This is a genomic window from Citrobacter koseri ATCC BAA-895 (assembly GCF_000018045.1).
GTDB lineage: Bacteria > Pseudomonadota > Gammaproteobacteria > Enterobacterales > Enterobacteriaceae > Citrobacter_B > Citrobacter_B koseri.
Window position 1 is genome coordinate 1,551,857 of record NC_009792.1, and the last position, 15,295, is coordinate 1,567,151.

The window sequence follows — 15,295 nt, forward strand, 5'->3', positions numbered from 1 at the left end:
TATGCAGCAAACCAAAAAATAAAATGAATTAGCCAGGCGCATAACGCCAGATCAGGCAGAAGTAAGGGACTAAAGCGCGTTGCGCCAGTGCTGCTCACCAGCAAGCAGGAAAGAGGAAGAAGTGCGAAGAAGTACGGTCTGTGTAGAAAAAAACGTCCTGAACATATTGTCCATAATATTACAATTATCCGCAGTGTTGCTTCTCGTCATCGCGGATGAAAATTGTCCTCGGTAGTTAAACACGTCTGATTTGTACCACAGCCTTAGAATTAACTCAAAACCTTTTCACTTCTTTACCCGCGCCGTTTGATTTTTGTTAGCACAGCCCGACAAAAATCACATTATTATAAAGAGTAAGAACAAAAATTCAGGAATTATCATGGCAAAACCGATCATCACGCTTAACGGCCTGAAACTCGTAATCATGCTGGGAATGCTGGTCATCATTCTCACCGGTATTCGCTTCTCTGCCGATATTATTGTGCCGTTTATTCTGGCGTTATTTATTGCGGTGGTACTGAGTCCGCTGGTGCAGCGCATGGTCAGGCTCCGCATCCCGCGGGTTTTGGCCGTATCGATACTGATCGGGATTATCGTGATGGGCATGGTGTTGCTGCTGGCCTATCTCGGCACATCGCTAAATGAGTTAGCCCGCACGCTGCCACAATACCGCTCATCATTGGTTGTGCCGCTGAAAAACATTGAACCGTGGCTACAGCGCCTGGGTATCGGCGTCTCGGTGGATGAGCTGGTAAAATATATCGACCCTAACGCCGCCATGACGCTGGTGACAAATTTGCTGGCGCAGCTGTCTAACGCCATGTCATCCATTTTCCTGCTCTTGTTAACCGTGGTCTTTATGCTGCTGGAAGTTCCGCAATTGCCCGGTAAACTCCAGCAGATGATGGCCAGGCCGGTTGAAGGTATGGCCGCGATTCAGCGCGCAATCGACAGCGTGTCGCATTATCTGGTGCTGAAAACGGCGATCAGCATTATCACGGGCGTTGTGGTCTGGGGAATGCTGGCGCTGCTGGAAGTTCGTTTCGCATTCGTCTGGGGACTGCTGGCTTTCGCACTTAACTATATCCCCAATATTGGCTCGGTTCTGGCCGCAATCCCGCCTATTGCGCAGGTTCTGGTGTTCAGCGGTCTTTATGACGCGCTGGTGGTGCTGACGGGGTATCTGATTATCAATCTGGTGTTCGGGAACATCCTTGAGCCCCGCATCATGGGGCGTGGATTGGGCCTTTCCACGCTGGTGGTTTTTCTCTCCCTGATCTTCTGGGGGTGGTTATTAGGCCCTGTCGGCATGCTGCTTTCCGTACCGTTGACGATCATCGTTAAGATCGCGCTGGAGCAAACCTCCGGCGGGCAAAGCATTGCCGTCCTGCTCAGTGACTTGAATAAAACCTGATCTCTTCAGATGCAAAAACGGCCTCCTGAGAGGCCGTTTTATGACTTGCGCCAGTAAAGATTAAAGCGCTTTCAGAATCGCATCCACGCTGGCTTTCGCATCGCCAAACAGCATATGCGTGTTGTCTTTAAAGAACAGCGGGTTCTGCACCCCGGCATAGCCGGTATTCATCGAGCGTTTAAACACGATAACGTTTTGCGCTTTCCAGACTTCCAGAACCGGCATACCGGCAATCGGGCTACGCGGATCGTCCTGCGCCGCCGGGTTCACCGTGTCGTTCGCGCCGATAACCAGCACCGTATCGGTGTCAGCGAAGTCGTCGTTGATTTCGTCCATTTCCAGCACGATGTCATATGGCACTTTCGCTTCCGCCAGCAGTACGTTCATGTGACCAGGCAAGCGCCCCGCAACCGGGTGGATGCCAAAACGTACCTTGATACCGCGCGCGCGCAGTTTCTCGGTGATTTCCGCCACCGGGTACTGCGCCTGCGCAACCGCCATGCCATAGCCAGGGGTAATGATGACCGAGTGCGAATTTTTCAGCATGTCAGCCGTATCTTCCGCCGTGATCTCACGGTGCTCGCCCGCGACCTGATCGTCACCAGTAGAAGATCCATCGCTGCCGAAACCACCCGCGATAACGCTGATGAAAGAGCGGTTCATCGCCTTACACATGATGTAAGACAGAATCGCACCCGAAGAACCGACCAGCGCGCCGGTGACGATCAGCAGGTCGTTACCCAGCATAAAGCCCGCCGCCGCCGCTGCCCAGCCGGAATAGGAGTTCAGCATGGATACCACAACCGGCATATCCGCCCCGCCAATGGACGCCACCAGGTGCCAGCCGAAAGCCAGCGCAATAATGGTCATCACCAGCAGCGCCAGAACCTGCAAGCCAACGCTTTCGGTACGTACAAACACCACCAGCAGCAGGAAAGAAACCACCAGCGCCGCCAGGTTCATTTTGTGACGATTCGGCAGCATCAGCGGTTTGGACGAAATCTTACCGCACAGCTTGCCAAACGCCACCACGGAACCGGTGAAGGTAACCGCGCCAATGAAGATGCCGAGGAACACTTCCGTCAGGTGAATATTCACCAGAATCGGTTCCAGACCCGCCTCGTGGTACAGGTAGCTGTTAAAGCCCACCAGCACCGCCGCCAGGCCGACAAAGCTGTGCAGAATCGCCACCAGCTCCGGCATTTCGGTCATTTCAACGCGTTTCGCCAGACGGATACCGATCGCCCCACCGATAATCATCGCCACCAGAATCCAGGCAACGTTGCCGGTATCCGGGCCGAAGATCGTCGCCACCAGCGCAATCGCCATCCCGGCGATACCAAAGTTGTTACCCTGTCGGGACGTCTCATGCTTAGAGAGCCCGGCCAGACTGAAGATAAACAGGATCGCGGCAACAATGTATGCAGCTGTAACTAATCCTCCAGACATGTGTTACCCCTTAGTTTTTCCTGAACATTTTCAGCATACGCTGAGTCACGGTGAAGCCACCGAAAATATTAATGCTGGCGATAAGCACCGCGATAAAGCTCAGGAAACTCACCCAGCCTCCCTGGCCAATCTGTAACAATGCCCCGACAACAATAATCCCTGAGATGGCGTTAGTCACAGACATCAACGGCGTATGCAGCGCGTGCGAAACGTTCCACACCACGTAGTAACCCACCACGCAAGCAAGTGCGAAAACGGTGAAGTGGCCGAGGAACTCTTTCGGTGCCACGTCAGCCAGCCAGCCAAACAGAATGATCGCCAGCGCCATCAGCGCATATTTACGCCACGGTGAAGCCGGTTTTTCCGCTTCTTTCGGCGCAGGAGCCGCTTGCGGCGCAGCCTGCGGCTGAGCAGACACCTGAATCGGCGGCGCGGGCCAGGTAATTTCACCGTCACGCACGACCGTTACGCCGCGCACAACCACGTCGTCAAAGTCGACGTCGATATTGCCGTCTTTCTCTTTGCACAGCAGTTTGAGCAAGTTGACCAGGTTGGTGCCGTAAAGCTGGGAGGATTGCGTCGGCAGACGGCCCGGCAGATCGGTGTAACCGATAACCTTCACGCCATTGTCGGTCGTGCTCACCTGACCGGCGACGGTGTATTCACAGTTACCGCCGTTTTGCGCGGCCAGATCGACAATCACGCTGCCGGACTTCATGGAATCAACCATCTCGCGCGTGATCAGCGTCGGCGCAGGTTTACCCGGGATTAGCGCGGTCGTGACGATAATATCGACCTCTTTCGCCTGCGCGGCAAAGAGTTCCATTTCCGCTTTAATAAACGCTTCGGACATCACTTTGGCATAGCCATCGCCGCTGCCCGCTTCCTCTTTAAAATCCAGTTCGAGGAATTCAGCGCCCATACTCTGAACCTGCTCTTTTACCTCTGGACGGGTATCAAACGCACGTACAATGGCGCCAAGGCTGTTTGCCGCGCCAATGGCCGCCAGACCTGCGACGCCCGCGCCAATCACCATCACTTTCGCTGGCGGCACTTTGCCCGCAGCGGTAATTTGCCCGGTAAAGAAACGACCGAATTCATGTGCGGCTTCCACAATCGCGCGATAACCGGCGATGTTGGCCATTGAGCTCAGGGCATCCAGCGACTGCGCGCGCGAAATACGCGGCACGGAATCCATCGCCATCACGGTTACATTGCGTTCCGCGAGTTTTTGCAATAGCTCAGGATTCTGCGCCGGCCAGAGGAAACTCACCAGCGTCGTGCCCGCATTCAGTAAAGGAATTTCATCGTCTTCCGGCGCATTGACCTTCAGGATGATCTCTGACTGCCAGACCGCATTTCCCTCTACAATTTCTGCGCCCGCTTCTGTAAATGCCTTATCGTCAAAACTTGCCAGTTGACCCGCGCCGCTTTCAACCGCGACGGTAAAACCCAGTTTCAGCAGTTGCTCAACCGTTTTTGGCGTTGCTGCGACTCGGGTTTCATTGGTTAACCGCTCTTTTGGTATGCCAATTCGCATAATGTTCCCTTCCATCGGTTTTTTTGATGATGGTTTGTCAGTGATCGCAGGATGCATACGCACGCCTGCGTAAGAGGTAAGTGCTACCCCGGAAAAATAAAACAGTAACAAACTCTCTATAACCTACTGAAAATAGCGCCTGTGATCTAGCGCCAAAAAACAGTATTTATTATGAAATTTGCAAAATATGAACGATTCAGCCCACAAACAGGAATAATGACCTTGAAATCGCCTTCAGTGACCGATAATTCGCTCAAGCGAAGCGGCAAAACATGATTTAGCGCCATCGACATTCAATCGTTTAACATTAAATTAACTTATAAAATGCGTATGCTTTATCAGTTTTGCCGGTCAAGCGCCTGTTTTTTAGACATATCACCAAATGTTATCATTCTTGTCACTTCAGGCGGTACGATGAGTGAAAAATGACGCAGACATTTGCAGGGTTTAAATGCAATAATCAGCCACGTTTCTAGTCAATAACAATACCAGTACCTGGTTTGCGCAAGGCGAAGGATTATTTTTATGAAGCTTAAGAACACTCTCCTGGCGTCCGCACTGCTTTCTGCGACTGCTTTTTCCGTAAATGCAGCGACAGAACTGACGCCGGAGCAAGCGGCAGCACTAAAACCTTATGACCGCATTGTGGTCACCGGGCGTTTTAATGCCATTGGCGATGCGGTAAATGCCGTATCCCGCCGCGCAGATAAAGAAGGTGCAGCCTCTTTTTATGTTGTTGATACGTCCGATTTTGGCAACAGCGGTAACTGGCGTGTCGTGGCTGACGTTTATAAATCAGACGCGCCAAAATCCGACGCGCCTCAAAACCGTGTAATTAACGGTATCGTCGAATTACCGAAAGATCAGGCCGTGCTGCTGGAACCTTACGACACCGTAACGGTGCAGGGTTTCTACCGTAGCCAGCCGGAAGTGAATGACGCCATCACCAAAGCTGCAAAAGCGAAAGGCGCCTACTCGTTCTACATTGTGCGTCAGGTCGATGCCAACCAGGGCGGCAACCAGCGTATTACCGCGTTTATCTATAAAGAAGATGCGAAGAAACGCGTTGTCCAGAGCCCGGACGTTATTCCTGCTGATTCCGATGCGGGTCGCGCAGCGCTGGCCGCCGGCGGTGAAGCGGCGAAGAAAGTGGAGATTCCGGGCGTCGCGACGACCGCTTCTCCAAGCGCTGAAGTCGGACGCTTCTTCGAAACGCAATCCTCAAAAGGTGGACGTTACACTGTCACTCTGCCTGACGGAACGAAAGTCGAAGAGCTGAACAAAGCGACCGCTGCGATGATGGTGCCGTTTGACAGCATCAAATTCACCGGCAACTACGGCAACATGACGGAAGTCTCCTACCAGGTTGCCAAGCGTGCGGCGAAGAAAGGCGCGAAATATTATCACATCACCCGCCAGTGGCAGGAACGTGGTAACAACATGACGATCAGCGCCGACCTGTATAAGTAAAGTACGCTCCCGCCATCCGGTGTTGTCATAACGCCTGATGGCGAGACCAGGCATCTTATCCGGCCTACGTGTTAGTAGGCCTGATGAGCGTAGCGCCATCAGGCGCCAATACGATGCTGCCCTATGTGAAATCTACCCACCTTTAGCATTTTTAGTCACAAATGTTTCAGAGATCATTGCATGCGGTCTCTTCTCTCCGTAAAATCCCGCGCCTTAGTGGCTTTCACCATTTTTATGCGTTTTGCCAAAATAATTATTCTCCCACTCTCGTTTTTATAACTGGATACCGATGGAAAAGAAACTGGGACTGAGCGCGCTGACCGCGCTGGTTTTAAGCTCAATGCTTGGCGCAGGTGTGTTTAGTCTGCCACAGAACATGGCAGCGGTGGCCAGCCCGGCAGCGCTGCTGATTGGCTGGGCGATTACGGGCGTCGGGATACTGCTACTGGCTTTCGCTATGCTGATCCTGACGCGCGTTCGCCCGGAACTGGATGGCGGGATTTTCACCTACGCGCGCGAAGGTTTCGGCGAACTGATCGGTTTCTGCTCCGCCTGGGGATACTGGCTCTGTGCCGTTATCGCCAACGTCTCTTATCTGGTTATCGTTTTTTCTGCCCTGAGCTTCTTTACCGATACGCCGGAACTCCGCCTGTTTGGCGACGGCAACACCTGGCAGTCCATCATCGGCGCGTCGGTGCTGCTTTGGGTGGTGCACTTCCTGGTGCTGCGCGGTGTGCAAACCGCCGCCAGCATCAACCTGGTCGCGACGCTGGCGAAGCTGTTGCCGCTGGGGTTATTCATCGTCCTGGCTATCATCATGTTTAAGCTCGATACGTTCAGCCTGGATTTCACCGGTCTGGCGCTGGGCGTTCCCGTCTGGGAGCAGGTTAAAAACACGATGCTCATCACGCTGTGGGTGTTTATCGGCGTGGAAGGCGCGGTTGTCGTCTCCGCCCGGGCGAGAAATAAGCGTGATGTCGGACGTGCGACGCTGCTGGCGGTTCTCGCCGCATTGGGCGTCTACCTGCTGGTGACGCTGCTCTCTTTAGGCGTCGTCGCCCGCCCGGAACTGGCGGAGATTCGCAATCCGTCAATGGCGGGTTTGATGGTGAAAATGATGGGGCCGTGGGGCGAAATCATTATCGCGGCGGGTCTTATCGTTTCAGTCTGCGGCGCTTATCTGAGCTGGACCATTATGGCGGCAGAAGTGCCGTTTCTGGCCTCAACGCATAAAGCCTTCCCACGCATTTTCGCCCGCCAGAATGCGCAAGGCGCGCCATCGGCTTCGCTGTGGCTCACCAACGCGTGCGTTCAGATCTGCCTGGTGCTGATCTGGCTCACAGGTTCGGATTACAACACGCTGTTGACGATTGCTTCAGAGATGATTCTGGTACCCTATTTCCTGGTCGGCGCGTTCCTGCTGAAAATCGCCGCGCGCCCTCTTCATCAGGCGGTAGGTGTCGGGGCCTGCATTTATGGCTTATGGTTATTGTATGCGTCCGGCCCGATGCACCTGTTGCTGTCGGTGGTGCTGTATGCGCCGGGATTGTTAGTTTTCCTCTACGCACGCAAGACGCATACGCACGATAATGTCCTGAATCGTCAGGAAGTGATGTTGATCGGTCTGCTACTCATCGCCGCTGTTCCGGCTACGTGGATGTTGGTGGGGTAATCGTCGCCCCATTGTTTGATGCCAAAGGAGACTACAATGGGTAAAAACCAGCCCTTGCCCATCCTTATCACGGGAGGAGGCCGCCGCATCGGCCTCGCGATCGCGTGGCACTTTCTCAATCAAAAACAGCCGGTGATTGTCAGCTACCGGACGCACTATCCAGCCATCGACGGCCTGACGCAAGCGGGCGCGCTGTGCATTCAGGCCGATTTTTCCACCGATGACGGCGTCCTGGCATTTGCTGAGAAGATAAAGACCCATACGCCAGGCCTGCGGGCTATTTTGCATAACGCCAGCGCCTGGATGGCCGAGGCGCCTGGCACCCCGCTCTCTGACGTGCTGGCATGCATGATGCAGATTCACGTCAATACGCCCTATCTGTTAAACCATGCGCTGGAAAGACTGTTGCGCGGCCACGGACATGCGGCCACCGATATCATCCATTTTACGGACTATGTTGTGGAACGCGGCAGCGACAAACACATCGCCTATGCCGCCAGTAAAGCAGCGCTGGATAATATGACCCGCTCCTTTGCCCGCAAACTGGCCCCGGAAGTGAAAGTCAACGCCATCGCCCCGTCGCTGATCCTGTTTAACGAAAACGACGACGCCGAGTACCGTCAGCAGGCGCTCAATAAATCCCTGATGAAGACAGCGCCCGGCGAGAAAGAGGTAATCGACCTGGTGGATTACCTTCTCACCAGCTGCTTCGTTACCGGCCGCAGTTTCGCCGTGGATGGCGGCCGGCACCTGCGTTAATGCAATTTGATCCAGCAAAATATCAGCAGCCATGCGCTCAGGCCCCAGCACACCACCGCCCCGCCGAGCGCAACGGGCAAACGCAGAAAACCGGTGAAATACCAAAGCGTGGCGAGGTAGACAAAATAAGGGATGATCGACCACATACTGAATACAATGGTCGTGCGTAACGCGTCAATTCCGCGCTCGCTGGCGACAATATAGTGGGCAATCAGTGCAAATGTCGGAAAAAGCGGAATTAATCCGGCGATATAGTAATTTTTTGTTTTTGCCAGCAAACCAATCAATACCACCACCAGCGCACCCAGTGCGGCTTTTATCACGAGTCCCATTTCGATGCCTTAACACATCAATAACATTGAGGCTGTAGCATAACGGAAGCGCTCTCGTTTAGAAAAGATTAATGGAAGGGAAAACGGAGGCGGTGTATGTTGGCGTTTTCTCCGCGTAATGAACGTTATGAACACCATCGTATTTGTTGAGGATGACCCTGAAGTTGGCTCGCTGATTGCCGCTTATCTGGCGAAACACGATATTGAGGTGCTGATTGAACCTCGCGGCGATCTGGCTGAAGAGACGATCCTTCGCACGCAACCCGAGCTGGTGTTACTGGATATCATGCTGCCGGGCAAAGACGGTATGACCATTTGCCGCGATTTGCGAGGCCGCTGGCAAGGGCCGATTGTCCTGCTGACCTCGCTGGACAGCGACATGAACCACATCCTGGCGCTGGAAATGGGCGCCTGTGACTACATCCTGAAAACCACGCCCCCTGCCGTGCTCCTCGCTCGTCTGCGCCTGCATTTACGGCAGAATGAACTCACCGCGCAGGCAAAAGGCATTCAGGATACGGCAATGACCCCGCATAAAACGCTGCGTTTTGGCGCGTTGATTATTGACCCGGTCAATCGTTCAGTCGCGCTCTCCGGCGAACCGGTTTCGCTTTCCACCGCCGATTTCGAATTACTCTGGGAACTGGCAACCCATGCCGGGCAGATTATGGATCGCGACGCGCTGCTGAAAAACTTGCGCGGCGTCAGCTACGACGGCATGGACCGCAGCGTGGATGTCGCTATCTCAAGGCTGCGTAAGAAATTGCAGGATAACGCCACCGAGCCCTATCGAATCAAAACGGTTCGCAACAAAGGGTATCTGTTTGCCCCCCATGCGTGGGAAGAGAGTCAGCGTGATTAACCGGGTGCATCAATGAAAAAACTGTTCGTTCAGTTTTATCTGCTGCTGTTTGTCTGCTTTCTGGTCATGACCCTGTTGGTCGGGCTGGTGTATAAGTTCACCGCAGAACGCGCAGGCAGACAGTCGCTGGATGATTTGATGAAAAGCTCGCTGTATTTAATGCGCAGCGAATTGCGGGAGATCCCTCCGCGCGACTGGGGGAAAACCCTCAAAGAGATGGATCTTAATCTCTCTTTCGATTTGCGCGTAGAGCCGCTCAATAAATACAAACTCGACGCGCTTACCACACAGCGGCTGCGCGAAGGCGACATCGTCGCGCTGGACGATCAGTATACGTTTATCCAGCGCATCCCCCGCAGCCATTACGTGCTGGCCGTCGGGCCGGTCCCTTATCTCTATTTTCTTCACCAGATGCGGCTACTGGATATCGCGCTGATGGCCTTTATCGCCATCTCCCTCGCCTTTCCAGTGTTTATCTGGATGCGCCCGCACTGGCAGGAGATGCTGCGCCTGGAGGCCGCCGCTCAGCGTTTTGGCGAAGGGCACCTCGCAGAGCGCCTTCACTTTGACAACGGTTCCAGTTTTGAACGTCTCGGCATTGCCTTTAACCAGATGGCAGATAACATCAACGCGCTGATCGCCAGTAAAAAACAGCTTATTGACGGCATCGCCCACGAACTGCGTACACCGCTGGTGCGTCTGCGTTACCGGCTGGAGATGAGTGAAAATCTCAGCGCACAGGAGTCGCAGGCGCTGAATCGCGATATCGGCCAACTGGAAGCGTTAATCGAAGAGTTACTGACCTATGCGCGGCTGGACAGGCCGCAGACTGCGTTAACGCTCACCGTTCCCGACCTCCCCGTGTGGCTGGCAAGCCACCTGGAAGACGTACAGAGCGTCAACCCCGGGCGCACGGTGCGGCTCAGCCAGCTTACGCCTGGCGATTACGGCGCGCTGGATATGCGGCTAATGGAGCGTGTGCTGGATAATCTGCTCAATAACGCGCTGCGTTATTCCCATTCCACCGTTCAGGCCAGCCTGTTGTTAAGCGGCAATCAGGCGACCCTGATTGTTGAAGACGACGGCCCCGGCATCGCGCCAGACGCGCGCGAACATGTGTTCGAACCCTTTGTGCGCCTCGATCCCAGCCGCGACCGCGCTACCGGAGGCTGCGGGCTGGGATTAGCCATCGTGCGCTCCATCGCCCTGGCGATGGGTGGAACGGTAAACTGTCGCGAAAGTGAACTGGGCGGCGCCAGATTCACCTTCAACTGGCCCGTCTGGCACAACATCCCCGAATTTCCCCCTGCCTGACGGATAGCGCACGATGGTCAGGGCGGGTATGATGTGATATACAGTAAGTATGTTGTAACTAATTTCCTTCTTTCTGCGACACTGAAATGGTGGTGATATGGCCCGTTACGATCTTGTCGAACGCCTGAATGGTACTTTTCGCCAGACAGAACACGCCCTGGCAACCCTGACAGAAAATCTCGAACAGCAACCGCTGCTGATTGCCCGCGTCTTCTCCCTCCCCGAAGTGACCAAAGAGGCGGAGCACAACCCTCTGGCGACCATTGCGGTGGAGCAGCATCTGGGAAAAGAGGCCGAATCGCTGGCGCTGCGCCACTATCGCCACCTGTTTATTCAGCAACAGTCTGAAAATCGCAGCAGCAAAGCGGCGGTTCGCCTGCCCGGCGTATTGTGCTATCAGGTTGATGATGCCACGCAGGCCGCGCTGGAAAACCAGATCCAGCACATCAATCAGTTAAAAACGACATTTGAGCGTATTGTGACGGTGGAATCAGGATTGCCGTCAGCGGCGCGTTTTGAGTGGGTGCATCGCCATCTGCCCGGTCTTATCACGTTGAATGCCTACCGCGCGTTAACGGTGATCAAGAATCCCGCCACCCTCCGCTTTGGCTGGGCCAACAAGCACATTATTAAGAATCTGCGCCGGGATGAGGTGCTGGCACAACTGGAGAAAAGCCTGAACACGCCGCGCAGCGTGCATCCCTGGACGCGCGAAGAGTGGCAGGCCAGGCTGGAGCGCGAATATCAGGATATCGCCGCCCTGCCGCAACAGGCGCGGCTGAAGATTAAAAGACCGGTGAAGGTACAGCCGATTGCCCGCGTCTGGTACAAAGGGCAGCAGAAACAGGTTCAGCACGCCTGCCCGACGCCGCTTATCGCGCTGATCAATACCGATAAAGGCATGACCGTGCCGGATATCGGCGAACTACTGAATTACGATGCGGACAATGTTCAGCACCGCTTTAAGCCTCAGGCGCAACCGTTGCGACTTATCATCCCCCGGTTGCACCTGTATGTGGCGGATTAACGGCCTGGCTTCATGCTGCCCACCATCAGTTCCGGGCGCACCCAGCTATCAAACTCGGCTTCAGTGAGATACCCCAGCGCCAGGGCGGAGGCTTTTAAGGTCAGCCCTTCCTTGTGCGCTTTTTTGGCGATCTCCGCCGCTTTGTCATAGCCGATGTGCGTGTTGAGCGCGGTGACCAGCATCAGCGATTCATTGAGCAGTTGATTAATACGCTCACGGTTTGGCTCAATACCGACCGCACAGTGCGCATTAAAGCTTTCCATCCCATCCGCCAGCAGGCGTACCGATTGCAGGAAATTATGGATAACCATCGGGCGATAGACGTTAAGCTCGAAATTTCCCGACGCCCCGCCCATATTGATAGCCACATCGTTGCCCATCACCTGACAGCAGAGCATGGTCAGCGCCTCGCACTGGGTCGGGTTCACTTTACCTGGCATAATCGAACTGCCCGGCTCGTTCTCAGGAATGGCAATTTCACCAATGCCGCATCGAGGGCCAGAGGCCAGCCAGCGAACGTCATTGGCGATTTTCATCAGCGACGCCGCCAGCCCTTTTAGCGCGCCGTGCGCATGAACCAGCGCATCACAGGTCGCCAGCGCTTCAAACTTGTTCGGCGCCGTCACAAATGGCGCGCAGGTGATCACCGCCAGCTCATCCGCCACGCGGCGGGCATATTCAGGATGGGTGTTCAACCCTGTGCCCACCGCCGTACCGCCCAGCGCCAGCTCCGCCACATGCGGCAGGCTATTTTCAATATGTTTGAGATTGTGCTCCAGCATCGCCACCCAGCCGGAAATTTCCTGACCGAGCGTCAGCGGCGTCGCATCCTGCAAGTGCGTGCGGCCAATTTTCACAATGTCGGCAAACGCATGGGACTTTTTGCACAGCGTATCGGTCAGGACATTAAGCTGCGGGATGAGATGCTTGCGTAGCGCCAGCAGCGCCGCAACGTGCATCGCGGTTGGGAAGACGTCGTTCGAACTTTGGCTTTTATTGACGTCATCGTTCGGGTGAACTTTGCGCTCCATGCCGCGAACGCCGCCCAGCAGTTCGCTCGCGCGGTTCGCCAGCACTTCGTTCATGTTCATGTTGCTTTGCGTGCCCGACCCGGTCTGCCAGATCGCCAGCGGAAATTCGTCGGGATGTTTATCGGCCAGCACTTCATCAGCCGCCTGCATAATGGCGGAGGCTTTTTCCGCCGACAGCAGCCCTAAGTCCTCGTTAACTTTGGCTGCCGCACGCTTGGTCAGCGCCAGCGCATGGATCAGCGAGACGGGCATTTTCTCCGTGGAGATACGAAAATGCTCCAGCGATCGTTGGGTTTGCGCTCCCCAAAGTTTATCTGCCGGAACATCAATCCCGCCCATCGAATCTTTCTCGCAGCGTACCGTCGTCATTACTTTCTCCTTGTTAACAATGAAGTTGAGGACATGCTCACACACCTGTCAGGATTAAGTATTGATTGCTTCATAAATACTGCATGGCGCTTTGTGCGCTTCTGAAATGCCGGGCGGCACAGCGCCTTACCCGGCCTGCAAATGTACCTTCTTATTATCTTACTTTACGCAGCGCGTGCACTGCGAAGTCTGAATTTGCTGGAAGAAATCATTGCCTTTGTCATCCACCAGGATAAAGGCCGGAAAATCTTCCACTTCAATTTTCCAGATCGCTTCCATCCCCAGTTCAGGGTATTCCACGCATTCCAGACTCCTGATGCTGCCCTGCGCCAGCACGGCGGCAGGCCCGCCAATGCTGCCCAGATAGAAACCGCCGTGTTTATGGCAGGCATCGGTCACCTGTTGGCTACGGTTGCCTTTGGCCAGCATAATCATACTGCCGCCCTGCGACTGAAGCTGATCGACGTAAGAGTCCATACGTCCTGCGGTCGTTGGCCCCAGCGAACCGGACGCGTATCCTTCAGGCGTTTTTGCCGGCCCCGCGTAGTAGATCGGATGATCTTTAACATACTGCGGCAACCCTTCGCCACGGTCCATCCGTTCTTTCAGTTTGGCGTGCGCGATATCACGCCCCACAATAATCGTCCCGTTCAGCGACAGACGAGTCGAAACCGGATACTGCGACAACTGTTGCAGGATCGCTTTCATTGGCTGATTGAGGTCAACGCGAACCGCCTCGCCTTCGCCTGCCTGGCGCAATTCTTCAGGAATATATTTACCCGGATTATGTTCCAGTTTCTCGATCCAGATACCTTTGCGGTTGATCTTCGCTTTAATGTTGCGATCCGCAGAGCAGGAGACGCCCATCCCGACCGGACAGGACGCGCCGTGACGCGGTAAACGAATGACGCGGATATCATGGGCAAAATATTTACCGCCAAACTGGGCGCCTAACCCGAGATTCTGCGCTTCCGTCAGCAACTCTTTTTCCAGTTCCACGTCGCGGAATGCCTGACCGTGTTCGTTCCCTTCCGTCGGCAGTTCGTCATAGTATTTTGCGGAGGCCAGCTTAACCGTTTTCAGCGTTGCTTCCGCCGACGTCCCGCCGATCACGAAGGCGATGTGATACGGAGGACAGGCCGCCGTCCCCAGAGTGCGCATTTTATCGACCAGGTAATTTTTCAGTTTGCCCGGCGTCAGCAGCGCTTTGGTTTCCTGATACAGATAGGTTTTGTTGGCGGAACCGCCGCCTTTGGCGATACACAGGAATTTGTATTCATCGCCATCAACGCTGTAGAGATCAATCTGCGCGGGCAGGTTGGTGCCGGTATTGACCTCTTTATACATATCCAGCGGAGCATTTTGCGAATAGCGCAGGTTATCTTCGATGTAAGTGTTATAAACGCCGCGCGCCAGCGCAGCCTCATCACCGCCGCCAGTCCAGACGCGCTGGCCTTTTTTACCAACGATAATGGCCGTACCAGTGTCCTGGCAGGTTGGTAAAATCCCTTTTGCGGCAATGTCCGAGTTGCGCAGGAATTGCAGCGCGACATATTTATCGTTTTCACTGGCGTCCGGGTCGCGCAGGATATCAGCGACCTGCTGTTGATGCGCAGGGCGCAGCATAAAGGAAGCATCGTGGAATGCCTGACGCGCCATCAGCGTCAGCGCTTCAGGAGCGACCTTAAGCACTTCCTGCCCTTCAAATTCGGCAACGGAAACGTGTTCACTGGTCAGCAGGTAATATTCGGTATCGTCCTTTTTGAGGGGAAAAGGAGCCTGATAATGGAAGGGTTTGTTCGACATTGTTCTCTCACTTACTGCTCGGTCTGGTTATTCTCTGGGCAGATGTTCCATTGCCCTGCTTACCCGTCACGCCTCCAGCGGCAGACATGTTATTGTCCTGCAACCCGAATGCGTCAGGGTGTAAAAAGCGAGTTACACTATCCTACACAATTTTTTAACAAAAACTGAGACAAGTACGACTTTTTGCGCGCAGAGGTTACTTCCCGCGGGTTTCTTGGTTTAATACGCGAATTAATTTCCATATTGAAAC

Annotated in this window: 13 protein-coding genes; 7 read left to right on the forward strand and 6 right to left on the reverse strand. The window is 54.5% G+C overall.

What is annotated here, in order from left to right; translation table 11 throughout:
- Nucleotides 1-69: 69 nt before the first annotated feature.
- Nucleotides 70-243, reverse strand: a complete 174-nt coding sequence (locus tag CKO_RS23795; RefSeq protein WP_012132481.1) for a protein YdgV — start codon at nucleotides 241-243, stop codon at nucleotides 70-72.
- A gap of 136 nt (nucleotides 244-379) precedes the next feature.
- Between CKO_RS23795 and CKO_RS06875 the strand changes: the two genes are divergently transcribed.
- Nucleotides 380-1,414 (forward strand): AI-2E family transporter, encoded by a 1,035-nt coding sequence (locus CKO_RS06875; RefSeq protein ID WP_024130352.1) that lies wholly within the window; start codon nucleotides 380-382, stop codon nucleotides 1,412-1,414.
- 60 nt (nucleotides 1,415-1,474) lie between these two features.
- On the opposite strand, the gene pntB is transcribed toward CKO_RS06875, so the two are convergent.
- Nucleotides 1,475-2,863, reverse strand: a complete 1,389-nt coding sequence (gene pntB / locus CKO_RS06880) for a Re/Si-specific NAD(P)(+) transhydrogenase subunit beta (protein WP_012132483.1) — start codon at nucleotides 2,861-2,863, stop codon at nucleotides 1,475-1,477.
- A gap of 10 nt (nucleotides 2,864-2,873) precedes the next feature.
- On the reverse strand, nucleotides 2,874-4,403 hold the full coding sequence (pntA, locus tag CKO_RS06885; protein ID WP_024130353.1) for a Re/Si-specific NAD(P)(+) transhydrogenase subunit alpha: 1,530 nt from the start codon (nucleotides 4,401-4,403) through the stop codon (nucleotides 2,874-2,876).
- A gap of 525 nt (nucleotides 4,404-4,928) precedes the next feature.
- On the opposite strand from pntA, the gene ydgH reads away from it, so the two are divergent.
- The 3 genes from ydgH to folM all read left to right on the forward strand — a co-directional run bounded on the left by ydgH (nucleotide 4,929) and on the right by folM (nucleotide 8,304).
- On the forward strand, nucleotides 4,929-5,873 hold the full coding sequence (gene ydgH, locus CKO_RS06890; RefSeq protein WP_012132486.1) for a DUF1471 family protein YdgH: 945 nt from the start codon (nucleotides 4,929-4,931) through the stop codon (nucleotides 5,871-5,873).
- A gap of 289 nt (nucleotides 5,874-6,162) precedes the next feature.
- On the forward strand, nucleotides 6,163-7,545 hold the full coding sequence (locus CKO_RS06895; protein ID WP_012132487.1) for an amino acid permease: 1,383 nt from the start codon (nucleotides 6,163-6,165) through the stop codon (nucleotides 7,543-7,545).
- A 36-nt stretch (nucleotides 7,546-7,581) separates the two neighbouring features.
- Entirely contained in the window at nucleotides 7,582-8,304 is a 723-nt protein-coding gene (gene folM / locus CKO_RS06900) for a dihydromonapterin reductase (RefSeq protein ID WP_024130355.1), read from the forward strand.
- Here the strand turns inward: folM and CKO_RS06905 are convergent.
- A complete protein-coding gene (locus CKO_RS06905) occupies nucleotides 8,301-8,636 on the reverse strand; it encodes a GlpM family protein (protein ID WP_012132490.1) in 336 nt (111 codons plus the stop codon). The two genes, folM and CKO_RS06905, sit on opposite strands and share 4 nt — an antisense overlap.
- Nucleotides 8,637-8,763: 127 nt before the next feature.
- Here CKO_RS06905 and rstA point away from each other — a divergent pair, with 127 nt between their 5' ends.
- The 3 genes from rstA (at nucleotide 8,764) to tus (ending at nucleotide 11,839) form a co-directional block, all read left to right on the forward strand.
- Nucleotides 8,764-9,498 carry a two-component system response regulator RstA gene (gene rstA, locus CKO_RS06910; protein WP_024130356.1) on the forward strand — a complete coding sequence of 245 codons (735 nt, stop codon included), beginning with the start codon at nucleotides 8,764-8,766 and terminating at the stop codon, nucleotides 9,496-9,498.
- Between the two features lie 12 nt (nucleotides 9,499-9,510).
- Nucleotides 9,511-10,812: a two-component system sensor histidine kinase RstB gene (gene rstB, locus CKO_RS06915; protein WP_012132492.1), complete on the forward strand. Its 1,302-nt coding sequence runs from the start codon at nucleotides 9,511-9,513 to the stop codon at nucleotides 10,810-10,812.
- A gap of 97 nt (nucleotides 10,813-10,909) precedes the next feature.
- Nucleotides 10,910-11,839 carry a DNA replication terminus site-binding protein gene (tus, locus tag CKO_RS06920; protein ID WP_012132493.1) on the forward strand — a complete coding sequence of 310 codons (930 nt, stop codon included), beginning with the start codon at nucleotides 10,910-10,912 and terminating at the stop codon, nucleotides 11,837-11,839.
- Here the strand turns inward: tus and fumC are convergent.
- Nucleotides 11,836-13,239: a class II fumarate hydratase gene (gene fumC / locus CKO_RS06925; protein WP_024130357.1), complete on the reverse strand. Its 1,404-nt coding sequence runs from the start codon at nucleotides 13,237-13,239 to the stop codon at nucleotides 11,836-11,838. The genes tus and fumC overlap by 4 nt on opposite strands.
- Before the next feature lie 159 nt (nucleotides 13,240-13,398).
- Nucleotides 13,399-15,045: a class I fumarate hydratase gene (gene fumB, locus CKO_RS06930; protein WP_012132495.1), complete on the reverse strand. Its 1,647-nt coding sequence runs from the start codon at nucleotides 15,043-15,045 to the stop codon at nucleotides 13,399-13,401.
- Nucleotides 15,046-15,295 lie beyond the last annotated feature (250 nt).